The organism is Bacillus cereus (genome assembly GCF_002561295.1).
Taxonomy (GTDB): Bacteria; Bacillota; Bacilli; order Bacillales; family Bacillaceae_G; genus Bacillus_A; species Bacillus_A cereus_S.
This window is the reverse complement of the sequence record NZ_NTUG01000009.1, coordinates 96,924-121,436: the sequence shown is the minus strand read 5'-3', so window position 1 is coordinate 121,436 and position 24,513 is coordinate 96,924. Positions and strand designations below refer to the sequence as shown.

Here is a 24,513-nt window from a genome sequence, read left to right as displayed (position 1 = left end):
TGAGCAGAATTTTCAAAATGAAAATTCCTTCTTTTCTTGAGCTACAAAGATTTGCAAGTTAATAGATTTATAGAGAAAGACTGTTGATCATTTTAATCAAGAAGGCAGCTTAATTAAGAGAAAAAACATAGAATGAATGGTAAGAAATCTTCATAAATCGAACACCTTTTTAGCGGGACAAGCATATAGTGAAGTATGGGACAAGCGTAAATCGCTTTTTTCATACTCATTGAAAACTCCTTATCACAGAAAGAGCACTTTTAAGTGCTCTTTTTCATTTATCCATATGAAAAAGAGGAGAGGAGTAGTTCAAGCACAAAACGACATGGCCGAAAATATAATGGGGAAATATAAGGAATGTATTTAGGGACCAAAGTATGAAATGAAAAGTTTTTATTTAACAGATGATTCTAATATAGGTGGCTGAATAATATGAATCCAAGGGGTTTAAATGTTACGGGAGCATGGTTTCAAGTAGGTGGAAATACGATGGCTGCCATTGGGACGACAAGGGGATTTATAGGAGAAGAACGTGTAGAGGGACCACTCGTCATCGTAGGTAGTTCATTGCAGGCTCTTGGATATATACTGCAATTAATAGCTTTAACAGGCTCCTTAGATAAACAAGAAATACAAGGGGAAGAAAAAATATTTCAGAAAGAGGAACAAACGGATCGAGGCGATAAATCTTTCGAGAAAATAGGGATTGAATTATTAGCTTTAGGGAATGTCTCGAATGTAATAGGGACATCTTTTAATATACAAAAAGAAACGGAAGCGAATGATTTTCTTATTATTACAGGAAACAGTCTACAGTCTATTGGGGCATTTGTAGGGGTAGAAGTAGCGCTAAATGTGGAACCTGAAATTCCATGGCTAATTGTAGTGGGCAATTCATTGCAGACACTAGGTGCTGGGTTACAAGCATATCAAGGCATACGCAATCTATCGAAGGAAAAACAAATGGTTGAAAAAACTGATAATGAAAAAGAAGATGAGAGATTAGTTGGGTTAATTGGTATTTGGATACAAGCAATTGGCACAGCTATTTCTGCAGTTGGAATCACACAAATGATTGAGGGGTAAGGGTGAAAATGTGGCTATCAAAATAGACTTTCTTTCTTTTTAGTAGGACAAGGATTATAGGAAGAATCTCTTTTTCGTTTTATTATTTTGTAATTTAATAAAAGATATGTAATTGTGTAGGTTTTTCTACTTTCCTGTCGAAGAAGTATTAAAAGGGAGGTAGTGAAATGGCACAGTTTGAAGTAGAAAAAATCACTTATTTAGGAAAGAGAAAAGAAGAGATTGATTTTCAGATAGCTTATGTAAGGATTGATGACTATTTAGACTGGGAAGTTATTGTACGTGGAACTACTGATAAAGTTGCATTTTTCGTTGAAATAATGAAGAAAAGTGAGCAACCAATATTTGAATTTATTACTACTGAAGGGGACGTTTTTCAAGGTAGGACAAAAATAGTGAAATTCATCCCAAAATTAATTGATACAGAAATCGATTTATTTGGTATTGGAAAGCTAAATGGTTATGAAATAAAAAGCGTCCATTAGGATGCTTTTTATCATTTATGAAATAGAATCGGTAAAATAAACGCCTATTTTAATCGATTTTTACTATATACATATTGTTAGATTGTATCAAGTATTTGAACAGTCTATGAGACAAGCTTTGAATATAGTATTACAAAAGGAGAAGAGGAATAATGGGCAAATATATTATTGATATTTCTAAGTGGAACGGTAATATCAATTGGGATGTGGCTGCATCGCAAATTGAATTAGCGATATGTCGTGTGCAGTATGGTTCAAGAACTGTTGATGAGCGTTATAAAAGTTATGTAACAAATTTGGAGCAACGTGGCATTCCGCATGCAGCGTACGCTTATGGGTGTTATGTTTCGGTTAATGATGCGGTGATAGAGGCGAAAGATTTTATGAACAGGGTAAGTTCTAACGCTAAATTTCTTGTTCTTGATGTTGAAGATGATACGTTAAAAAGTTGTGGCCCAAATAGGTTAGCTAAAGCATCTCAAGCATTTATTAATACTTGTAAAGCTGCGGGGTGGAAAGTTGGATTGTATGTAGGGCACCATATGTATAATAAATATGGTTTAAAAGAAGTGGAAGCGGATTTTCTTTGGATTCCACGTTACGGTGGTAATAAACCGGCATATCCGTGTGATATATGGCAATATACTGAAGCAGGAAATGTTGAAGGGATTGGAAAAGTTGATTTGAATGATTTGGTTGGTAGTAAGCCTTTGTCATGGTTCCTAGGTAGTACGAATCATATACAAAATTATTCAGAAGAAATTGTAGGTATTGGAATTGCTCATTCAAAATACCCCGAAGGTTACGGAATTAATTTATATGAGAATCCAGCAGATCCTGTATTTACTGGACATATCATAAAGAAGATTCCTTATTTGATTTTTGAAGGGTATTGGGGTGGCGGGGATAAAGATATGATTAAATTAGGAAACGAGCAACAGTGGGCGAAATTAGAGCATTTTGATGTAGAATGGTTTCAAGCTTATTCAAAATACCCAGCTGGATATGGGGTTAATTATTACGAAGAACCTGAATGTATAAATTTAAAAGGTGTAATTAACGGCTCAGTTTCTTATCGGATTTGGGCAAGAAAAGAGGGTGCTATTGATATTGGATAAAATAGCTGGGTGAAAGAAGAACATGTAGTGATTAAATAATGGCCGAGAGAAAGGTATTACGTTGCATAAACAACGTAATACCTTTTGTGTTTTACATAGGGTTTTTTACAATGAGATAAAGCGAAACTTTAACCAGTGGGGGACTTACTGCCCGTTAATATGGGATAAATTGTTTTCAATTGCCTTTAAATTTTAGTGTGACGATAGGAATTTTTAATATAGGTATCATAATAATAGCTTTTGGATTGGGCGTTTTTTAACCCTTTATATATACTTTCTGGTACAGCATAAAAATCATATGTGCCATTTCTAAATTCAATTCGTAAAATCATAGAGGATGGATTATAACCTACAGCGACTAAGTTTTTTGAAATTATTGGATATAAAGTCATGTTAGTTCATCTCCCTTCTTTAATATATTTAGATATTGGTAAAGGAAAACCCTGCCATTTTGTCGAAAGATAATTATTGTGAAGGAGTGGATCATATGAATGAACAAGAATTTATAGATATTATATTGGAAGAGGGAGAGTCTTTAGCACATATTTTAAATAAAATTGTTGAACAAAGAAGAGAAGAAACAGGCTCTTATAACATTACTGTTCAAAATGTAATTCCGGTTAGGGAAAAGTATTTTACGGTAATTTTATGTAAGGTTGTTTCGAATTTTTAATAGTATTCCAATAGAAGCCCCTTCTTTAAAATACTCATAAGAGTGTCAAGGAGGGGCTATTCATATTATAGAGTGAAATTGAGGGTGTTTTTGCTATGTATTGACTGAATGGCACATTGTAAATAGTATATAGATTGTTGGATCATATACCATATTTATTCTCAAATCAGCTATGTTTCTGCATTTTACTAGAAGTTCACACGAAATTCATATTGTTATGATATTTTAATTTCACTATTGATTTGTCACTAACGATTGAATGAAAGGGCGTTATATTTTCCGTAGCATTAATGGGCAGTAAGATCCCACTCTTAAGATTCAGAGAGAAACGCGGAAGATAGATAGGGGATCAACTGCCTGTAAGGCCTGATTGGTGGGGGCTAATAATCAGTGAGGGATGAAGAAAAACCCATTGATTACAGTTTCACTTTATTAATGATAAATCAATAAGAGATTGAAAGGTAGGAGAAAGCAAGATGTCAGAAAATTATCGTTCTCGAGAGGAGCGAAGACAAGTACAAAAGAAACAGCAACCAAGTACTAAGAAGGAAAAAACAAAAGGTAAGACATCTGTATTTCGTAAATTTTTAATTGGTTGTTTAATACTTGGAATCGTGGCGCTCGTAGGAGGAGTAACTACTTTTTTCATTATGATAAAGGATGCTCCAAAGCTTGACAAAGAAAAGCTTGTCAATCCGTTATCAGCAAAAATTTATAATAACAAGAAAGAGCTGATATATGAATATGGGAAAGAGAAGCGAACAAATATTACGTATGATCAAATACCAAAATTAGTAGAAGATGCCTTTTTAGCTACAGAAGATGCACGGTTCTATGAGCATAATGGAGTTGATTTTAAGGGTACTTCACGTGCGATTTTAGTCAGCTTAACTGGGAATTATGGCTCGCAAGGTGGTAGTACAATTACACAACAGGTTATTAAAAACTATTTCTTATCTATGGAGAAAACACCTAAGCGTAAGGCGCAAGAAATATATTTAGCTCATAAGTTAGAGCAACAATATTCGAAACATGAAATACTGGAAATGTATTTAAATAAGATTAACTTAGGAAATCGTTCTTATGGTATTGCAACAGCAGCTGAAAACTATTATTCAAAAGAGTTAAAAGAGTTAACTCTACCAGAGGCTGCTATGCTTGCAGGACTACCAAAAGGACCGAGTATTTACGATCCAACAAAACCACAAAATGTGGAAAGAGCAACAGAGCGTAGAAATGTTGTATTACATTTAATGAACCGACATGGATATATTTCAAAAAAAGAAATGGAAGAAGCATCAAAGGTTCCAGTAACTGAAGGATTAAATCCTTCTAAAGAACCTACAGAAATGCCGTATCCAGCGTTTATAGACGCTGTTGTGAAGGAAGTAGAAAAAGAGTTACCAGATGCAAACATTGGATCTGATGGATTATCTATTTACACAACATTAGATGAGGATGCCCAGAAATACGCAGAGAAGCTTTTAAATGAAGATATTATTAGCTATCCGAATGATAAATTCCAAGGTGCTTTTACCTTTATGGATACAAAAACTGGAGAGGTTCTCGCTATAGGTAGTGGGCGTGGTGAAAATAAAGCGACATTTAAAGGGCTTAATATGGCGACTGAATTAGATCGTTCAGTAGGTTCAACAATGAAGCCGATTTTTGACTATGGTCCAGCAATTGAATATTTAAAATGGCCAACTTATCATCAACTTGATGATTCACCTTTTAAATATTCAACAGGGCAAGAGCTTCGAAATGCTGATAGAACATATCAAGGTTCGATGACAATGCGTGATGCGCTTAAAATGTCACGTAATATACCAGCAGTTAAAACAGCGAAAGAAGTAGGGTTAAGTAAAGCGCAAAGTTTCGCGGAAAGTTTAGGTATTCCATTTAGTAAACCAGCAGTTGAAGCAGATGCGATTGGAACTAACGAAGCTTCACCACTTGAAGTTGCAGGTGCATATGCTGCATTTGGTAATGATGGTAAATATATAAAACCACACTTCGTTAAAAAAGTGGTTTATCCTGATGGGAAATCTCAAAGTTTTGAACCAAAACCGAAACGTGTTATGGAAGATTATACAGCATATATGATTACGGACATGCTGCGTTCTGTTGTTAAATCTGGTACTGGTACAGCAGCGGATGTAAGTTCATTAGATGTTGCCGGTAAAACAGGAACGACAAACTATTCAGCTGAAAAATTAGCACAATACGGTATTCCGGCTAGTGCTGTACGTGATAGTTGGTTTGCTGGTTATACACCGCAATATACAATGGCAGTTTGGACCGGATATATGAAAGACGGTACAGAAGAGTATATAAGCAGTAAAAATACGAAAATTGCTCAACAAATTTTTAAAGAAATGATGAGTCAGTTTGGAACAGATACGTCACGTTTTAAGATGCCAAGTAGTGTTGTTCAAGAGGGTGATGAATTGCGTGTAAAAGGTGCAAAGCGAGATTCTTCTCCAAATCCGAGCACGTCAAACTCAAGCTCGAGCGAACAAAAGAAAAATGAAGAGCAAACTAAGCAGCAAGAAGAGCAGAAACAAACAGAAGAAGAGAAAAAACTGCAAGAGCAAAAACAAAATGAAGAAAATAAGAAAAATGAAGAACAAAATCAAGATGATGCAACAAATAATCAAAATGGAAATGGTCAAGGAAATACAACGCCGCCAGGCAATGGAAATGACCAAGGGAATATGACTCCGCCAGGCAATGGAAATGGTCAAGGAAATACGACTCCGCCAGGTAATGGAGATGGTCAAGGAAATACAACGCCGCCAGGCAATGGAAATGACCAAGGAAATACAACGCCACCGGGTAATGGAACTGACCAAGGAAATACAACGCCGCCGGGTAATGGAAATGGCGAAGGAAATACGACTCCGCCCGGTAACGGAAATGGTCAAGGGAATACAACTCCACCTAGCCAAGGAGAGACCGCTTCCAATCCCAATGGTGGTCAATAAATACAATACTTTTTAAAAGTTAAAAACATATAAGAATTACGAAAAACACTTAAGATATCGTAGAAAAATCGATAACTTAAGTGTTTTTTAGTTGTTATACATTGGTACACTCTATATGAGATGAAAATGCCTTTAAACCATTTTAGATGTTGAAGGTCCCATGAAAGTTTTGAAAATAAATTGCGGGGAAATGATAGAAAATTTGAAGAGATGGATACGGAGAAACGGGGAGAGATCCATGATAAGAGGGACTAGCTGAATGGCTTCCTTGATGCCAAAATGAAGGTGTTGTTGCTCCAGGTAACGGGTATTGCTGCCAAGTTGCTGGAAGTTCAATTCCAACATCGGAAGTTGCTGTATGAACAGGAGCAGTGTGGACAGAAGGGGCGATAACAGGGGCTACAACCGCAATTCTTGTTGGAAATACATACATAAAAGAATCACTCCTAAATTGAGTTATGGTGCAGTATATTCATGTATTTGTTATAAAGGTACATATTTCAAGACTATGATTTAGTAGTAAGTTATCACATGGAAATGGATGAAATTGAATTTAATTATGTAAAATAATAACTTTATTAAAAATAAAATTTTTTTATATGAAAATTATATTGTATCAATAGCAGTATATAAAATATCTGTAAGCGAGTTGGGGATAGATGCCACTCGCTTTTTTCTATATTTCAAAAAGAGAATGGATATATGGAAGTGAATGGTTTATTTTACTAGATTTATATAAAACTTTATTTAAAATTAATATATTTTGGTTTTTAAAAAGAGGTTAGGAAGAATCTTTTAATGAAAAACTTAGACATTATTCTTAAAAAATACTTTTATTACAGTAGGAAAAGCATAGGAAACTTATCATTATAAAATAAATTGAAATCTTCTAAAAACTCTGATACATTGAAATAGAAATGTAGTTTCGCAATGTTGTAAAGGCTTACAGTTAAGTACATGAAGACCTATTAGGATTGGAGGAAATGATAATGAAAGCTGAAGAAAAATTTTCCCCGGGATTAGATGGTATAGTTGCAGCGGAGACGAAAATTTCGTTTCTTGACACAGTAAAAGGTGAAATTGTTATTCAAGGATATGACTTAATTGAGCTATCAAAGACAAAAAGTTATTTAGACATTGTGCATCTTTTACTAGAAGAACATTTACCAAATGAGGATGAAAAGAAGGCACTTGAAAAGAAATTGAAGGAAGAATATGAAGTGCCAGAAGGTGTATTCAATGTTTTGAAAGCATTACCAAAAGAAACGCATCCAATGGACGGACTACGTACAGGCGTATCTGCACTAGCTGGTTACGATAACGATATTGAAAATAGATCGTTAGAAGTGAACAAAGCTCGCGGTTATAAGCTATTAAGCAAAGTGCCGAATATTGTGGCAAACAGTTACCATATTTTAAACAATGAAGAGCCTGTTCAACCGTTAAAAGAATTATCGTATAGTGCGAACTTCTTTTATATGTTAACTGGGAAAAAACCAACTGAGCTGGAAGAGAAAATCTTTGATCGTTCCCTTGTTTTATATAGTGAACATGAAATGCCGAACTCTACATTTACAGCACGCGTAATTGCATCTACGCAATCAGATTTATACGGTGCTTTAACAGGAGCGGTTGCCTCTTTAAAAGGAAGCTTACATGGCGGTGCAAATGAAGCGGTTATGTACATGCTGTTAGAAGCAGGAAATGTTGAGAAATTTGAAGAGTTACTGCAAAAGAAATTATATAACAAAGAAAAAATTATGGGATTTGGACATCGCGTTTATATGAAGAAGATGGACCCAAGAGCACTTATGATGAAAGAAGCTTTAAAACAGTTATGTGATGTAAAAGGCGATTATACATTATATGAAATGTGTGAAGCTGGAGAAAAGATTATGGAGAAAGAAAAAGGAATCTATCCGAATCTAGATTATTATGCTGCTCCAGTTTATTGGATGTTAGGTATTCCAATTCAACTGTATACACCGATCTTTTTCAGTTCAAGAACTGTAGGCCTATGTGCGCATGTGATTGAGCAACATACAAACAATCGATTGTTCCGTCCGCGTGTAAATTATATCGGCGAGCGACATGTGCTTAGCAAATAAAAACAACTGGGGAGTTGTTAGGGCCGCCCGCCAGGTGGGTGTTTGACCGACACCCATTCTTAATAATAACGAATTTTCGACAGAAAGGGAAGAATAGCATGATTAAAACAAATGAAATTAAACAAAAAGATGCATTATTAGAAGAAATTACGGATTATGTATTAAATAAAGAGGTGACAAGTGCAGAAGCATTCAGTACTGCTCGCTACGTATTACTTGACACACTTGGATGCGGAATTTTAGCACTACAATATCCAGAGTGTACGAAATTACTAGGACCAGTTGTACCAGGAACTATCGTGCCAAATGGTACACGTGTACCAGGTACATCTTATGTGCTAGATCCAGTAAAAGGCGCATTTAATATCGGTTGTATGATTCGTTGGTTAGATTATAACGATACATGGCTTGCAGCAGAATGGGGACATCCATCTGATAACTTAGGCGGAATTTTAGCAGTTGCAGATTATATTAGTCGCGTCCGTATTTCAGAAGGAAAAGAACCATTAAAAGTACGTGAAGTACTAGAAATGATGATTAAAGCACATGAAATTCAAGGCGTACTTGCTTTAGAAAACAGCTTAAACCGTGTTGGTCTTGACCATGTATTATACGTAAAAGTAGCGACGACAGCTGTAGTTGCGAAAATGCTTGGTGGAACACGTGAAGAAATCTTTAATGCATTATCACATGCGTGGATTGATAATTCTAGTCTTCGTACATACCGTCATGCTCCAAATACTGGTTCACGTAAATCATGGGCAGCAGGTGATGCGACGAGCCGCGGTGTTCATCTTGCAATGACTGCTCTAAAAGGTGAAATGGGTTACCCAACAGCATTATCTGCACCAGGATGGGGATTCCAAGATGTATTATTTAATAAACAAGAATTAAAATTAGCAAGACCGCTAGAATCTTATGTAATGGAAAATGTATTATTCAAAGTGTCATATCCAGCAGAATTCCATGCACAAACAGCTGCAGAATGTGCTGTGAAATTACATCCGGAAATTAAAGAAAGATTAGATGAAATTGATCGTATTACAATTACAACTCATGAATCAGCAATTCGTATTATCGATAAAGAGGGGCCATTAAATAACCCAGCTGATCGTGATCATTGTTTACAATACATTACTGCAATCGGTTTATTAAAAGGTGATATCGTTGCGGATGATTATGAGGATGAAGTAGCAGCTGACGTACGTGTAGATGAATTACGTAATAAGATGGTTGTTGTTGAAAACAAACAGTACAGTTTAGATTACCTTGATCCGAACAAGCGCTCAATCGCCAACGCTGTTCAAGTTCATTTTAAAGATGGTACTGTAACAGAAAATGTGGAATGTGAATACCCACTTGGCCACCGTTTCCGTAGAGACGAAGCGATTCCAAAAGTTGTTCAAAAATTCACTGCAAATATGGCAGGCCATTATTCTAGTAAACAACAAGAAAAAATTCATGAAGCTTGTCTAAATGAAGAAAAACTAGAAAATATGGATGTTAACGAATTTGTAGATCTATTCTTAATTTAATAATAGGGGGAATTTAGAATGGCTTGGGTTGTGAATAAACAGTCAACACAAGAGGAGCTTGCGAATCGCTTCCGAGCTTTAGTAGAAGCAAATGAAATTTTGCAAATTCCAGGTGCTCATGATGCAATGGCGGCTCTTGTGGCGAAAAATACAGGTTTTTCAGCTCTTTATTTATCGGGAGCTGCTTATACTGCAAGTAAAGGCCTACCAGATTTAGGAATCGTGACGTCTACTGAAGTAGCAGAGAGAGCAAGGGATCTAGTAAGAGCTACAGATTTACCAGTTCTTGTTGACATTGATACAGGATTTGGTGGAGTACTAAACGTAGCAAGAACAGCTGTCGAAATGGTGGAAGCGAAAGTAGCGGCTGTTCAAATTGAAGATCAACAATTACCAAAGAAATGTGGACATTTAAATGGTAAGAAACTTGTTACTACAGAAGAATTAGTTCAAAAAATTAAAGCGATTAAAGAAGTTGCGCCAAGCTTATATATTGTAGCACGTACAGATGCTCGCGGTGTAGAAGGGGTGGATGCAGCAATCGAAAGAGCGATTGCTTATGTAGAAGCAGGTGCGGATGCTATCTTCCCAGAAGCGCTTCAATCTGAAGAGGAATTTCGTTTATTTAACAGCAAAGTAAATGCGCCACTACTTGCGAACATGACTGAATTTGGGAAAACACCATATTACAGTGCAGAAGAATTTGCAAATATGGGATTCCAAATGGTAATTTATCCTGTTACATCACTTCGCGTTGCAGCGAAAGCGTATGAGCGTGTATTTACGCTTATTAAAGAAACAGGATCACAAAAAGAAGGTCTATCTAACATGCAAACGAGAAGTGAATTATATGAAACAATTTCGTATCATGATTTTGAAGAATTAGATAACGGAATTGCAAAAACAGTGTTATCTGAAGATCAATAAAACAAAGGGAAAAGGCGATGATGAGACATCTTTGGCAAAAACAACTGCTTGATGTGGAGAGTCATCGCCTTTTCATATTTCCTAATTGCTTGCAAAAGAGGTGGAAACATATGGACTCTATAGAAGATTACTCTGTAGAAAGATGGCTGAATAAAGACTTTCAGTTTGTGAATATGAGTAATACGGTTGCAGAGGCGATCAATCTACTTATCGCATTAAAAACTGATGAACTGCCTGTACTAGAGGGAAAAAGAATGATAGGTATTGTGAAATTACTAGATTGTGTGCAGTGGATGAAAGAAAACAGTGATGAAAGTACTTTTGTTCATATGATTATAGATAAATCTTTTCACAAAGGGTCAAGTTTAAATGCAATGGAAGTCATTCAACATGTACCGTTTTATGTGATAAATGAAAAAAACGGAGTGCTAGAAGGGATTATCGGTCAAAATGAGCTTTTCGCTTTTCAGAAATATATGAAACAACAATTGGAAGAAGCTAGGCATGTAATTGAATGGCTACGACTCTCTTTTGATACTGCATATGAAGGCATTGCAATTGTGGATGAAAACGGTGTTATTCAAATGTTTAATGACACGTATAGTCGCTTTGTTGGTGTAACGAAAGAAGAAGCAATCGGACAGCGCGCTGAGAATGTAATTGAGAATACACGGCTTCCGGTTGTTTTAAAAACAGGAGTACCAGAAAGAAATCAAGTGCACCGTCTACAAGGACAGAATCTAGTTGTGCACCGGATGCCAATTTGGAAGCAGGGTAGAGTGATAGGTGCTGTAGGGATGCTGATTCATGAAGGGATTTCAGATATTTATAAAATACTAGAGAGATTTGATCAAAAAGACGGTGCTGTCAAACCACTATTCTCGAAACCGAAGAAGAAGCAAATTCACTTTGAAGATATTCTCGGGGAAAGTCAGCCGATTTCTGAAACGAAAAAAATGGCTCGAAAAGCAGCTAGATCGAAAGCGTCTGTATTAATTACTGGAGAAAGTGGTGTTGGTAAAGAGCAATTCGCGCGAGCTATACACGGTGCTGGTGTAACAAACAACGGTCCATTTATTAGTGTGAACTGTGCTGCTATTCCTGATAATTTACTAGAATCTGAATTGTTTGGTTATGCAGAAGGTGCTTTTACAGGTGCGAAAAAGAATGGGAAGGCAGGGAAGTTTGAGCTTGCCAATCATGGAACGTTATTTTTAGACGAGATTGGCGATATGTCTCTATTAACGCAGGTGAAAATTCTACGCGTTTTACAAGAAAGAGAAATAGAAAGAATAGGTGGTACACATCCAATTCCTGTTGATTTCAGGCTAATTGCAGCGACAAATAAAGATTTAAAACAAATGGTGAGAGAAGGCACATTTAGAGAAGATTTATATCATCGCCTTCATGTCATCCCGATTCAGATTCCGCCGCTTCGTTTTCGAAAACAAGATATACCGCTCATCGTTGAAGAACATTTGCAAAAATTATGTCAGATGTATAATGCTGAAGAAAAGACACTTGATAAAGAAGTATTACGCCTTATGTTCCATTATAATTGGCCAGGTAATGTGAGGGAATTGATCAATGTGCTGGAAAGGTTATTCGCGTTGTCGGATGATGTGCATATACGTGCTAAGGATTTACCAGAAGAATTCTATTATCGGGATATGGAGCAAAAGAAATTAGTACCTATGATTCAGTCTTTACCAGCAAAACAAGAAGCGATGAAAGTGGTACGTGATGAGGAAGAAAGAGGATTAATTGAACGTGTTTTAAAAGAAGCAAAAGGAAATAAGTCAAAAGCCGCTGCATTGTTAGGGATTTCTAGGGCAACATTGTACAACAAATTGTCACGATTCAAAATCTAGACAATTGGTATATGAATTGTAAAACTGTCTAGACAGTTTTACGTTTTCTTTTCATTTTGCCCTTGTTTTATCAAGTTTTTAATTTGGCATAGATTTTGCATATAAATAAAATGAAGACCGAAATGATAGGGGGATACAGATGGAGAAAACAAAGTTGCAATGGGACGAATTTTTTTCGCTGAATAAGGAGCTTCATACATCCTTTTTTACGCCTGAGGATTTTTCGGGTGATGAAGATTTAATTGCAAAAACAACAGAACAATTTGTTAAACAAGAAATTGTTCCACAAATTGAAAATATTGAGCAGCATAATTATCAAGTTTCTCGCCAGTTGTTTGAAAAAGCTGGAGAACTTGGATTACTAAGTATAGAAGTTCCAGAAGAATACGGGGGATTTGAATTAGGAAAAGCAGTTTCTGGCTTGGTGGCAGAAAAGATGGGATACGCAGGAGCGTTTAGTGTTTCCTTTAACATTCATGCCGGAGTAGGAACATTGCCATATATATACTACGGAACGAAAGAGCAGAAGGAAAAGTATTTACCTAAAATTGCATCAGGCGAATGGATTGGAGCTTATGCATTAACAGAGCCAAATGCTGGATCTGATGCGTTAAGTGCAAAAACAAGTGCGGTCTTAAGTGAAGATGGAACTACATGGACATTAAACGGTGAAAAGCAGTGGATTACGAATGCTCATATGGCTGATGTATATGTTGTTTTTGCGAAGACAAATAAAGGAATGACAGCATTTATTGTCGAAAGAACATGTGAAGGTGTTTCGATTGGTCTAGAAGAAAAGAAAATGGGTATTAAAGGCTCTTCTACTGCAACATTGATACTAGAGGATGTTGTAATTCCAGCTGAAAATGTATTAGGGGAAGTTGGAAAAGGGCATCACGTAGCTCTTAATATTCTTAATTTTGCGAGATTGAAACTTGCTTTCGGAAATATTGGGACAGCAAAGCAAGCAATTGGCCTATCTGTTCAATATGGAAAAGAACGAAAACAGTTTCAGAAAGAATTAGTTGATTTCACGATGATCCAAGAGAAAATTGCAAATATGATTATTGCTACATATGGTGCAGAGAGTGCAGCTTATCGAACAGCAGGTGTAATTGATGATGCGATTCATGAGAGTGATGAAAGCATTATGCAGAAAATGTCTCAATTTGCAATGGAATGTGCGATTAATAAAGTGAATGCTTCAGAAACACTTGGAAATATTGTGGATGAGGCGGTACAAATTCACGGTGGTTATGGTTATATGCAAGAATATGAAGTAGAACGATTATATCGTGATGCTAGAATTAGCCGTATATTTGAAGGAACGAATGAAATTAACCGCTTAACAGTTGCGAAAATGTTAATGAAAGAAACGAAGTCATTAGGTGACCAAGTAGAGGAAGACACATTTGAAAATGTAGAACGAAATCATCGTTATATTTTATTATCGAAACAATTATTGAAGCAATCTTTGAAAACGCTATCTCAAACTCCTGAATTAAAAATCGAACAAGAACAAGAATATTCACGCGTATTAGCAGACATGTTGAAAGATGTATATGTCATGGAATCAGCATTTTTACGTACAAAGAAAGCGGTAAGTAAAAATGGTGACGAAAAAGAACGTACAAAACAGTTCGTAACAGATGTTCTTTGTGAAGAAGGGTATCGAAAAGTAGAATCAGCGGCAATTGTTCTTCTTTCTGCAGCAGTACAAGAAGAGCAAAAAAGAAACGCTATTCTAGATGAAATTCGCCAATTATCAGTACCTTTATATACGAACGTATTTACGAAGAAGAGAGAAATCGCAAAAGTGATTATAAATCGCGGGAAATATATTGTTTAAATAGGAGGAGAACAATATGAAAAAGATTGGTTTTATTGGTTTAGGTAATATGGGTCTTCCGATGTCTAAAAATTTAGTTAAATCAAATTACACGGTATATGGAGTCGATTTAAATAAAGATGCTGAAGCTTCCTTTGAGAAGGAAGGAGGAATCATAGGCTTATCAATTTCCAATTTGGCAGAAACATGTGATTTGATTTTTACAAGTTTACCATCACCGCGAGCTGTTGAAGCCGTCTATTTTGGAGAAGAGGGCTTAATTGAAAATAGTCATCCGAATGTAGTTTTAATTGATACAAGCACAGTGGCACCACAGCTAAATAAAAGGTTGGCAGATGCTGCAAATGCTAAAAAAGTAGATTTCTTAGCAGCGCCAGTTAGTGGTGGAGTGATTGGAGCGGAAAATCGCACATTAACTTTTATGGTTGGTGGATCAAAAGAGGTATATGAAAAAGGCTTACCGATGATGGAAGTATTAGGAGCAAATGTTTTTCATGTGAGTGAGCAAATTGATAGTGGTACAACTGTAAAGCTGATTAATAACTTACTGATTGGTTTTTACACAGCAGGTGTTAGTGAGGCTTTAACTTTAGCGAAGAAAAACAATATGGATTTAGATAAAATGTTTGATATTTTAAATGTGAGTTATGGACAAAGTAGAATTTATGAGCGTAATTATAAAAGCTTTATTGCACCAGAAAACTATGATCCAGGATTTACTGTAAATCTATTAAAGAAAGATTTAGGGTTTGCAGTCGATTTAGCGAAAGAAAGTGAACTTCATTTACCAGTGAGTGAAATGCTTTTGAATTTGTATGAGGAAGCTGGGAAAGCAGGGTATGGTGAAAAAGACATGGCTGCTTTATACCAAAAGGTAAGTGAACAATTAACCTCTAATCAAAAATAATAATGATGCTAGCAAATATAAAAAATAAAAAGGAGCGAATACAATGATTACAACAGAAATTAAACGCGTGAAAAATCATATTAATGGTGAATGGGTAGAATCTACTGGAACAGAAGTGGAAGCTGTCCCGAATCCTGCGACTGGGAAAATAATTGCTTACGTTCCGCTTTCTCCAAAAGAAGATGTGGACCGTGCTGTTGAAGCTGCAAAAGTTGCTTATGAAACATGGTCTAAAGTACCGGTTCCAAATCGCTCAAGACAGCTATATAAATATCTACAACTCTTACAAGAAAACAAGGATGAACTTGCAAAAATCATTACATTAGAAAATGGTAAAACGTTAAAAGATGCAACTGGCGAAGTGCAGCGTGGGATTGAAGCTGTAGAACTAGCAACATCAACACCAAACTTAATGATGGGGCAAGCACTTCCAAATATTGCGGGCGGGATTGATGGTTCAATTTGGCGTTACCCAATTGGAGTTGTTGCTGGAATTACACCATTCAACTTCCCGATGATGATTCCTTTATGGATGTTCCCACTTGCAATTGCATGCGGTAATACATTCGTATTAAAAACATCGGAAAGAACACCACTTTTAGCTGAAAGACTGGTAGAATTATTCTATGAAGCAGGTTTTCCAAAAGGCGTCTTAAACTTAGTACAAGGCGGTAAAGATGTTGTAAATAGTATTCTAGAAAGTAAAGATATTCAAGCTGTTTCATTTGTTGGATCTGAACCAGTTGCACGTTATGTGTATGAAACAGGAACAAAATATGGAAAACGCGTACAAGCACTTGCAGGAGCAAAAAACCATGCGATTGTGATGCCAGATTGCAACATGGAAAAGACGGTACAAGGTGTGATTGGATCGGCGTTTGCGAGTAGTGGAGAGCGCTGCATGGCATGTTCTGTTGTAGCTGTTGTGGATGAAATTGCTGACGAGTTTATTGATGTTCTAGTAGCGGAAACACGTAAATTAAAAGTAGGTGATGGTTTCCACGAAGATAATTATGTAGGACCATTAATTCGTGAATCTCATAAAGAACGTGTACTAGGCTATATTAATAGCGGTGTAGCAGATGGAGCTACTTTATTAGTAGATGGTCGTAAAGTGAATGAAGAAGCAGGCGAAGGGTATTTTGTTGGAGCGACCATTTTTGATGGTGTAAATCAGGATATGAAAATTTGGCAAGATGAAATCTTTGCTCCAGTACTGAGCATTGTGAGAGTAAAAGATTTAGAAGAAGGAATTAAGCTGACAAACCAATCAAAATTTGCAAATGGTGCCGTTATTTATACATCTAGTGGTAAACATGCACAAACATTCCGTGATAACATCGATGCAGGAATGATTGGTGTAAACGTTAACGTTCCAGCCCCAATGGCATTCTTCGCATTTGCAGGAAATAAAGCGTCCTTCTACGGTGATCTTGGAACAAATGGAACAGATGGTGTTCAATTCTACACACGTAAAAAAGTTGTAACAGAGCGCTGGTTTTAATAGATAGAACGCATATATAACTTGTTACATGCACAAAAAATCCACCACTCATTTATGAGAGGTGGATTTTTATTGTTAACTGTTTTTTTCGAACGCTAATTTTATACCAAATCCAATTAATATAATACCAGTAAGTCCTTGAATATATCTTTGTGTGGCAGGCTTTTTCATAAAGACACTTATTTTATCGATTAAAAATATATAAAAAGCAAACCATATTACAGTTAAAACAAGGTAGGTAAGTCCCATAATCAAAAACTGAATAAGTGTATTATGATTAGGATTTAAAAATTGCGGTAAAAAGGTCAAAAAGAAAACAGCAATTTTAGGATTTAAAAGGTTAGTAAGAAAACCTTGACGGAAACAAGAGCTTTTTTCATTTGCATGTTTCATAGGTAGCTCATTTGTATCTATGCTATTTTTGTCTTTTAAAGATAAGAGTGCTTTTATTCCTAAATAAACGAGATAGAGGGCACCAACGTATTTAAAAATAGAAAATAAGAAAGCTGATTTAACAATAATAGCAGAAAGCCCAATTACAGCAGCTAACGTATGAATTAAAAGAGCAATACATGTACCGAATACCGTTTTCACTCCTCCCATTTTTCCTGAAGTAAGAGTGTTTTTCGTAGCCATTGCAGTGTCTGGTCCTGGTAAAATGATAAGACAAATCGACATAATAATAAAAAGAAGGTAATTTTCCACCATCACTCCGCCTTTCTGTTTGTATATTTTGAAAATTTAATTAAAATCAGTGTATCATAATTTAAGTGTTATGTTAAATTAAATTTAAGTATGTTAAAACTTATTTAATAAAATTGTTAAAAGGGGGATGAATTGTGGGGAATATAAACATTGAAAAAAGCTAGATAGAGCAGAAAGGAAGCTGCCTTTATCTAGCCTTTTTCCTATGCATTAAGAAGGTTAAAGAAGCGATTTACCTCTTCATCTGAAACATCACTTAATTGCTTATATTTGTATTGTGGGTTTTGATCTTTATCGACTACGACAGAACGAACGCCTTCAAAGAAATCTTCGTGTCTCATGAAATTTTTAGCGAGTACGAGATCCGTTGCAAAACATTCTTCTATTGATTTTTCTTTCCCGTCAATCAGTTGTTTTAATGTTACTTTTAGTGAAAATGGAGATTTTGAGAGTAATGTTTCTTTTGTTTTTACAGCAAAAGTACTTTCGGAATTCTCTAATGAATGGATGATATTTTCGACTGTTTGGAAAGCAAAGTGTTGGTCAATTTCTTCTTGCATGGAAGCAAGTTCACTTTCGCTACTAGGTGTTGTTTCATATTTATGAATAAGTTCTTTTAAAGTACTAGGTACATTTTGATTGTGCCAATTTACTTTTTCGAGAGCATCAAGAAAAGTAGGTAACGTTTCAGATGGCATATAATGATCAGCAGCATTTATATATAACACATCAGCAGCTTTTAAGACAGATGCTGATAATGCGACGTAGCGTCCAGTTTGTCCAGGAGCTTTATTTAAGAAGTAAGCAGCACCGACATCTGGGAAAAATCCAATGTTCATTTCAGGCATTGCCCATTTTGTACGATCTGTGACAATTCTATGTTTGGCACCATTCGTAAGGCCGACGCCACCACCCATTACAATTCCATCTAAACAAGCGATAATTGGCTTTGGATAATGATATAAATAAGTATCTATTTCATACTCTTCTTCAAAAAAACGTTCTGCATGTTGTAATGCAACTTCATTTGAACGCGCTTCATATAATGTTTTAATATCACCGCCAGCACAAAAGCCTTTTGTACCAGCGCCTTTTAATACGATAATAGCGATGCGATCATCCTTTTCCCATTCTTTTAGTTTTTGCCCAATTGGTTGTAACATATCATAGGATAAAGAGTTAAGTGCTTTTGGACGGTTTAACGTAATGGATGCAACACCGTGTTCACTAGTGGAAAATAAAACATTTTCAGTCATTTTGAATCCTCCTATTATATATCTTCTCGTTCTTATTTCTCGATACAATCTAAAATGTCCTTTATAATTTATTTAGTAAGCAAGTATTGTGCCAATTCCAATGCCCTTTATAAAAGCAGAAATACTAGTAAAAAAGTGTCTAACTGTCTAAACAAATGAACATTTAGACATAATAGTAGACCTTTTGTAGAAAAATGCATATTTTGGCGAGTTCTATTTGCAGGATTTCTACGTACGAAAAGGAATATTACAACAATCATGATTGATTATAGGTTGAAAGCGGAGGATATACTATATATGACTCTTATGCTTGCCCAAAAAGAGTGTACACAGATAAGAATCATATTTTGTTATATTCGCTGAATTGTCAAACTTTTAACGGTGCTTGAGTTTGTATATAATAAGGAATAGAGAAAGGAGAGATCGGAATGCCAGGACCTTTGCTATTATCGGTTATTATTTTGTCTTCTCTCATGATAGGAATTACACAGTATTTTCATCATACAGATACGACAGAAGAAGTGAAAGATAAAGTACGTCTCGTGTTTCCGGTTTTTATCATATCTATTTCACTTTGTTTTATGTTAAATAAAGACGGATATATCGTGGCCTTATTTTCATTTTTTATTGCGATTATTTTAATTACTGTATTGTACTATGTAATGAAAGATTATTTGCAAAAATAAAATTTGATTAAAGATATCCCGCAAACTAAATTATTTTCTGTTATAACAAAGGAATCGTTTTGAAAAAAGCTTGATCAAAATGGTTTCTTTTCTTTTGGAAAGAACAATCATTGTTAGCAAAATAAGTACACAAGGAACCGGTAGACATCATCATAGTATTCTCTAAAATTATGAAATTTCACATACCGTATTATAAAATGAAAAATATGCAAACACATAAGTAAATTCTTCCGCATCTATTCACTTGTCAATCATGAGAAGCCACTATACTATTGAAGTATAGAGAATAATAAGAGGAGTTGTGTTTATATGAAATTTGAGATGCACATGAAAATTATTTCAAATGAACAAGAAACGAGATTACATATAGAAGAAAATGTTTTTCAATTAATTTTAGATGGTTATCATTTATTCGCTATGAATGAACTGTTACCTTTATATAAATCCAATCAAGAAAGAATCGGTAATGCAATCGTTCAAAAGTTAGAGTGGGAAAATGGAAAGACAACACTTAACTATCAACTTGTTTCATTACAATCAGTAAATTAAAAGAGAGAAAGGAAGGGGAAAATGAAGTTTTTTCATACAGCAGATTGGCATTTAGGAAAACTTGTTCACGGTGTATATATGACTGAAGATCAACGAATTGTTTTAGATCAGTTCGTTCAAGCTGTGGAAGAAGAAAAACCAGATGCCGTCATTATTGCAGGTGATTTATATGACCGAGCAATTCCACCAACAGAAGCAGTAGATTTATTAAATGAAGTATTACAAAAAATAGTGATTGATTTACAAACACCAGTAATCGCGGTAGCTGGAAATCATGACAGTCCAGACCGTATTCATTTTGGTAGTAGTTTAATGAAGAAACAAGGGTTACATATTGTGGGGCAATTTCAATTTCCATATGAACCAGTTGTTTTACATGATGCGTATGGAGAAGTACATTTTCATTTAGTTCCATATGCGGACCCAAGTATTGTTAGACATGTGATAAAGAATGAAGATATTCGCTCTCATGATGATGCGATGCGTATTTTTATGAATGAACTTTCAGAAACAATGAATCAAGAAGCAAGACATGTATTTGTAGGACATGCATTTGTGACTTCTTCAGGCGAAGCAGAAGAAAATACGAGTGATGCAGAACGTCCGCTTTCAATTGGTGGTGCTGAGTACGTAAATAGCCATTATTTTGATAAGTTTCATTATGCGGCGCTTGGTCATTTACATCAGGCGCATTTTGTACGCAATGAAACAATTCGTTATTCAGGCTCACCACTTGCATATTCCATCTCTGAAGAACGTCATAAAAAAGGATATTATATTGTTGAATTAGATAGGGAAGGAGAAATGACAATAGAGAAACGCTTATTTGCACCTCGACGCCAGATGCGAACTGTAGAAGCAAAAATAGACGATTTATTAAAGCATCCGACAAGCGAAGATTATGTATTTGTTAAATTATTGGATGAAAATCCTGTCTTGCAGCCAATGGAAAAAATTCGTTCTGTATATCCAAACGCAATGCATGTTGAACGTTCTATACAAAGACGAGAATTTACAGAAGCCAATGAGGTGACTGTTTCGAGACATAAGACGGATGATTTGTCTCTTTTAAAGGCTTTTTATAAAGAAATGAAGGGATCAGATTTATCAGAGGGGAAAGAATGTCTATTCTTAGAAGTATTACAAACAGTGCAAGAACGGGAAGGTGAACGAGGATGAGACCACTGCAGCTTATTATGACAGCGTTTGGTCCATATAAACAGCAAGAGGTCATTGATTTCAATGATTTAGGGGATCATCGTATTTTTGCGATTTCAGGAAATACAGGAGCAGGAAAAACAACGATATTCGATGCGATTTGTTATGTGTTATATGGAGAAGCAAGCGGAGAAGAACGAAGTGATACGAGTATGCTTCGTAGCCAATTTGCTGATGATAATGTATATACGAGTGTAGAATTAACCTTTCAACTGAAAGGGAAACAATATGAAATAAAAAGGCAGCTTGGCCATAAAAAGCAAGGGAATAAAACCGTTACTGGGCATGCTGTTGAATTATATGAAGTAATAGGTGATGAGAAGATTCCATGTGTAGATCGTTTTCATGTGACAGATGTGAACAAAAAGGTTGAAGATTTAATCGGACTTAGTAAACATCAATTTAGTCAAATTGTCATGCTTCCGCAAGGAGAATTCCGAAAACTACTAACATCTGAAACAGAAAATAAAGAAGAAATTTTACGTCGCATTTTTAAAACAGATCGTTATAAATTAATGCGCGAATTATTAGATCAAAAACGGAAACAGTGGAAAGACGTCTTGCAAGAAAAGCAAAAAGAAAGAGAACTGTACTTCCGTAATGTTTTTAAGTTACCAGTTCGAGATGGCTCGTTGTTAGAAACATTGGTGCAGCAGGAGCATGTTAATACGCATCAAGTAGTCGAAGCACTGGAACAAGAAACGGGTTGTTATGAAGCAGAAGTTGAACAGTTGCAAACGCAGCAAATAGGACAAGCGCAGCAATTAAAAGAAGTAGAAGTTCGTTTTCATGCAGCAAAATCTGTTAATGAAAAGTTCAAAGATTTAGAGCAGAAACAAGAGCAACAAGAAGCTTTACAAGCAAATCGTGAACAAATCGAAATAGAAGAAAAACGTTTTAAACTGGCGGAACAAGCAAAACGATTAGTACCATTTGAACAATGGTATGAAGAAGCAATGCAAAGTGAACAGAACGCTGAACAATTACTGAAGCAAATATTTGCTAAGAAAGAAAAGACTGTTGAATCTTTCCGATTGGCACAAGAGAAATATGAAGAATTAAAAGGTAAGGAATCTGTACGTGAAGAAGCTAAAAAAGACGTACAGAGACTAGAGGAATTAGAGTCGATTATTGCTTCATTAGCAGAGAAAAAATCCAATTTGCAAAAGGTAGAGATTCAGAGAGAGAAATTGAACGAAGGTATTCATAAATTTGAGCACCAGCTAGAAGGGCAAACTTCTCAAAAACAACAAGTAGCTGGAGAATTACAACAGTTAGAAGCAGCGCTTGAGCAATACGTAACAAAAGTGGAAGAACTGACAAATATGCGAGAAGATGCAAAAATATTAAAGCAAGCATATGACGTTTGGAACGAGAAGCAAAAATATGAAAAAGAAAAAGAATCATCTTCTCAAAAAGTAGAAATAGTTGTGAAAGCGTATGAAGAGATGGAACAACGCTGGTTAAATGAACAAGCTGGGATGTTAGCACAGCATCTTCATGATGGAGAATCGTGTCCAGTATGCGGTAGCACGACACATCCTAACAAAGCTACAGAGCGAGGAGATTCCATTGATGAGCAACAATTAAATGAACTGCGTGAAAAGAAAACAGTTGCAGAAAAACTACATATGCAAGTAGCTGAGAAATGGAATTTCTACAGAGCACAGTATGAGCAAGTAATAGAAGAAGTAGCCAACCGGGGATATCGTTCAGAAGAATTAGCAGAAACGTATCGCACATTGGTACAAAAAGGAAAACAACTAGTTGCTGAAGTGAATGCATTAAAAGAGAGTGAAGAAAAGCGTAAACAATTAGCTTCCAGTCTAAAAGGATTCGAACAGCAAGTAGAAGAGTTACAAAAACAAAAACGTGAAGCGGAAGCGATGCTGCATCGCACTGAGTTAGAGTGTATAGAACTGCGAACGTCTTATGAACATGATCAGCAAAAAATTCCTGAAAGCTTACAAACGTTGGAAGCATGGAAGAAACAGTTTCAACACGCTGTTAGCACACTCCGCTTTATGGAGGATGAATGGAAGAAAGTACAAGAAGTATATCAACATTGGCAAAATGAAAATATACGTGTGCAAGCTGAGCATGATGGGGCTATGAAGCAGGTAACTCAGACAAAAGAAAAGAAAGAAGAGACTTTACTTCGTTTTATGACAGAGCTACAGCAGGGTGGGTTTATTAATCAGCAAGCTTATAAAGAAGCGAAATTAACAGATGTAGAAATAAAACATCTGCAAGAGCACATCAAAGAATACTATTCATCGCTTGAAGTAGTAGCGAAACAAATTGAAGAATTAACAAATGAATTAGCCGGGAAAGAATGGATGGATATTACAGTTCTAGAAGAACAAATGAAAGAACTAGAAATCCAGCTTGATATTACGAAAGAAAAACGTCAGCGCGCTCAAAATGCAGTTGCATATATTTCTGATTTGCATGATAACATTAAACGGATTGATGAACAAATTCATGAAGAAGAAAAAGCTTTCCAAGAACTTGTTGATTTATATGAAGTCATGAAAGGAGATAACGAAAGTCGTATTTCCTTTGAACGATACATTTTAATTGAGTATCTAGAACAAATCGTTCAAATTGCCAATGAAAGACTTCGTAAACTATCAAACGGACAGTTCTATTTAAAACGAAGTGAACGAGTTGAAAAACGAAATCGACAAAGTGGGCTAGGGTTAGATGTGTATGATGCATATACAGGTCAAACACGTGACGTAAAAACGTTGTCCGGCGGTGAGAAATTTAACGCATCGCTTTGCTTAGCGCTCGGTATGGCCGATGTGATTCAAGCGTATGAAGGCGGAATTTCTATCGAAACGATGTTTATCGATGAAGGGTTTGGCTCACTAGATGAAGAGTCATTAACAAAAGCAGTTGATGCATTAATAGACTTACAAAAATCCGGACGATTTATCGGTGTGATTTCACACGTACAAGAGTTGAAGAATGCGATGCCAGCAGTACTTGAAGTAACGAAGCAGAAGGATGGTTGTAGTCAAACGCGGTTTGTGGTGAAATAACT

General features: G+C 35.8%; 20 protein-coding genes. 16 read left to right on the top strand and 4 right to left on the bottom strand.

What is annotated here, in order from left to right:
• The first annotated feature begins 432 nt into the window (after window positions 1–432).
• The 3 genes from CN373_RS07735 (at window position 433) to CN373_RS07725 (ending at window position 2,689) form a co-directional block, all read left to right on the top strand.
• Window positions 433–1,086 carry a DUF6944 family repetitive protein gene (locus CN373_RS07735; protein ID WP_001069567.1) on the top strand — a complete coding sequence of 218 codons (654 nt, stop codon included), beginning with the start codon at window positions 433–435 and terminating at the stop codon, window positions 1,084–1,086.
• Window positions 1,087–1,253: 167 nt separating this feature from the next.
• Window positions 1,254–1,571, top strand: coding sequence for a hypothetical protein (locus CN373_RS07730; protein WP_000046653.1), 318 nt, complete (start codon window positions 1,254–1,256; stop codon window positions 1,569–1,571).
• A 152-nt stretch (window positions 1,572–1,723) separates the two neighbouring features.
• Window positions 1,724–2,689 carry a GH25 family lysozyme gene (locus tag CN373_RS07725; protein WP_098359035.1) on the top strand — a complete coding sequence of 322 codons (966 nt, stop codon included), beginning with the start codon at window positions 1,724–1,726 and terminating at the stop codon, window positions 2,687–2,689.
• Between the two features lie 185 nt (window positions 2,690–2,874).
• On the opposite strand, the gene CN373_RS07720 is transcribed toward CN373_RS07725, so the two are convergent.
• On the bottom strand, window positions 2,875–3,081 hold the full coding sequence (locus CN373_RS07720; protein WP_000177490.1) for a KTSC domain-containing protein: 207 nt from the start codon (window positions 3,079–3,081) through the stop codon (window positions 2,875–2,877).
• A gap of 95 nt (window positions 3,082–3,176) precedes the next feature.
• On the opposite strand from CN373_RS07720, the gene CN373_RS07715 reads away from it, so the two are divergent.
• Both CN373_RS07715 and CN373_RS07710 read left to right on the top strand, forming a co-directional pair.
• Window positions 3,177–3,362, top strand: coding sequence for a hypothetical protein (locus tag CN373_RS07715; protein WP_001005209.1), 186 nt, complete (start codon window positions 3,177–3,179; stop codon window positions 3,360–3,362).
• Window positions 3,363–3,838: 476 nt separating this feature from the next.
• Window positions 3,839–6,349, top strand: a complete 2,511-nt coding sequence (locus CN373_RS07710; protein WP_098359034.1) for a transglycosylase domain-containing protein — start codon at window positions 3,839–3,841, stop codon at window positions 6,347–6,349.
• A gap of 142 nt (window positions 6,350–6,491) precedes the next feature.
• Here CN373_RS07710 and CN373_RS07705 read toward each other — a convergent pair whose 3' ends face one another.
• Window positions 6,492–6,782, bottom strand: a complete 291-nt coding sequence (locus CN373_RS07705; RefSeq protein WP_098359033.1) for a hypothetical protein — start codon at window positions 6,780–6,782, stop codon at window positions 6,492–6,494.
• A 556-nt stretch (window positions 6,783–7,338) separates the two neighbouring features.
• On the opposite strand from CN373_RS07705, the gene mmgD reads away from it, so the two are divergent.
• From mmgD to CN373_RS07670, 7 genes are all read left to right on the top strand, one after another.
• Complete coding sequence (mmgD, locus tag CN373_RS07700) at window positions 7,339–8,457, top strand: citrate synthase (protein ID WP_000642641.1); 1,119 nt, start codon at window positions 7,339–7,341, stop codon at window positions 8,455–8,457.
• 98 nt (window positions 8,458–8,555) lie between these two features.
• The gene (gene prpD, locus CN373_RS07695; RefSeq protein WP_000598134.1) at window positions 8,556–9,992 is read left to right on the top strand and encodes a 2-methylcitrate dehydratase; all 1,437 of its coding nucleotides are present in this window, start codon (window positions 8,556–8,558) and stop codon (window positions 9,990–9,992) included.
• Between the two features lie 18 nt (window positions 9,993–10,010).
• The gene (gene prpB, locus CN373_RS07690) at window positions 10,011–10,919 is read left to right on the top strand and encodes a methylisocitrate lyase (protein ID WP_000312651.1); all 909 of its coding nucleotides are present in this window, start codon (window positions 10,011–10,013) and stop codon (window positions 10,917–10,919) included.
• A 110-nt stretch (window positions 10,920–11,029) separates the two neighbouring features.
• Window positions 11,030–12,790 carry a sigma-54-dependent Fis family transcriptional regulator gene (locus CN373_RS07685; RefSeq protein ID WP_000377206.1) on the top strand — a complete coding sequence of 587 codons (1,761 nt, stop codon included), beginning with the start codon at window positions 11,030–11,032 and terminating at the stop codon, window positions 12,788–12,790.
• Window positions 12,791–12,929: 139 nt separating this feature from the next.
• Entirely contained in the window at window positions 12,930–14,639 is a 1,710-nt protein-coding gene (locus CN373_RS07680) for an acyl-CoA dehydrogenase family protein (protein WP_000416038.1), read from the top strand.
• 16 nt (window positions 14,640–14,655) lie between these two features.
• Window positions 14,656–15,546 (top strand): NAD(P)-dependent oxidoreductase, encoded by an 891-nt coding sequence (locus CN373_RS07675; protein ID WP_000719418.1) that lies wholly within the window; start codon window positions 14,656–14,658, stop codon window positions 15,544–15,546.
• 43 nt (window positions 15,547–15,589) lie between these two features.
• Window positions 15,590–17,050, top strand: a complete 1,461-nt coding sequence (locus tag CN373_RS07670; protein WP_000633336.1) for a CoA-acylating methylmalonate-semialdehyde dehydrogenase — start codon at window positions 15,590–15,592, stop codon at window positions 17,048–17,050.
• A gap of 75 nt (window positions 17,051–17,125) precedes the next feature.
• Here the strand turns inward: CN373_RS07670 and CN373_RS07665 are convergent, their stop codons facing one another.
• Together CN373_RS07665 and CN373_RS07660 are read right to left on the bottom strand one after the other, a co-directional pair.
• Complete coding sequence (locus CN373_RS07665; RefSeq protein ID WP_002056664.1) at window positions 17,126–17,758, bottom strand: LysE family translocator; 633 nt, start codon at window positions 17,756–17,758, stop codon at window positions 17,126–17,128.
• Between the two features lie 200 nt (window positions 17,759–17,958).
• On the bottom strand, window positions 17,959–19,011 hold the full coding sequence (locus tag CN373_RS07660; RefSeq protein WP_000138559.1) for an enoyl-CoA hydratase/isomerase family protein: 1,053 nt from the start codon (window positions 19,009–19,011) through the stop codon (window positions 17,959–17,961).
• A gap of 428 nt (window positions 19,012–19,439) precedes the next feature.
• On the opposite strand from CN373_RS07660, the gene CN373_RS07655 reads away from it, so the two are divergent.
• The 4 genes from CN373_RS07655 to CN373_RS07640 all read left to right on the top strand — a co-directional run bounded on the left by CN373_RS07655 (window position 19,440) and on the right by CN373_RS07640 (window position 24,511).
• Entirely contained in the window at window positions 19,440–19,697 is a 258-nt protein-coding gene (locus CN373_RS07655) for a hypothetical protein (protein ID WP_001119411.1), read from the top strand.
• A 309-nt stretch (window positions 19,698–20,006) separates the two neighbouring features.
• A complete protein-coding gene (locus tag CN373_RS07650; protein ID WP_000667339.1) occupies window positions 20,007–20,246 on the top strand; it encodes a DUF2584 family protein in 240 nt (79 codons plus the stop codon).
• A 21-nt stretch (window positions 20,247–20,267) separates the two neighbouring features.
• Entirely contained in the window at window positions 20,268–21,425 is a 1,158-nt protein-coding gene (locus CN373_RS07645) for an exonuclease SbcCD subunit D (protein WP_000667659.1), read from the top strand.
• On the top strand, window positions 21,422–24,511 hold the full coding sequence (locus tag CN373_RS07640; protein ID WP_098359032.1) for an AAA family ATPase: 3,090 nt from the start codon (window positions 21,422–21,424) through the stop codon (window positions 24,509–24,511). The genes CN373_RS07645 and CN373_RS07640 overlap by 4 nt, the downstream gene beginning before the upstream one ends.
• The last annotated feature ends 2 nt before the right edge of the window (window positions 24,512–24,513 follow it).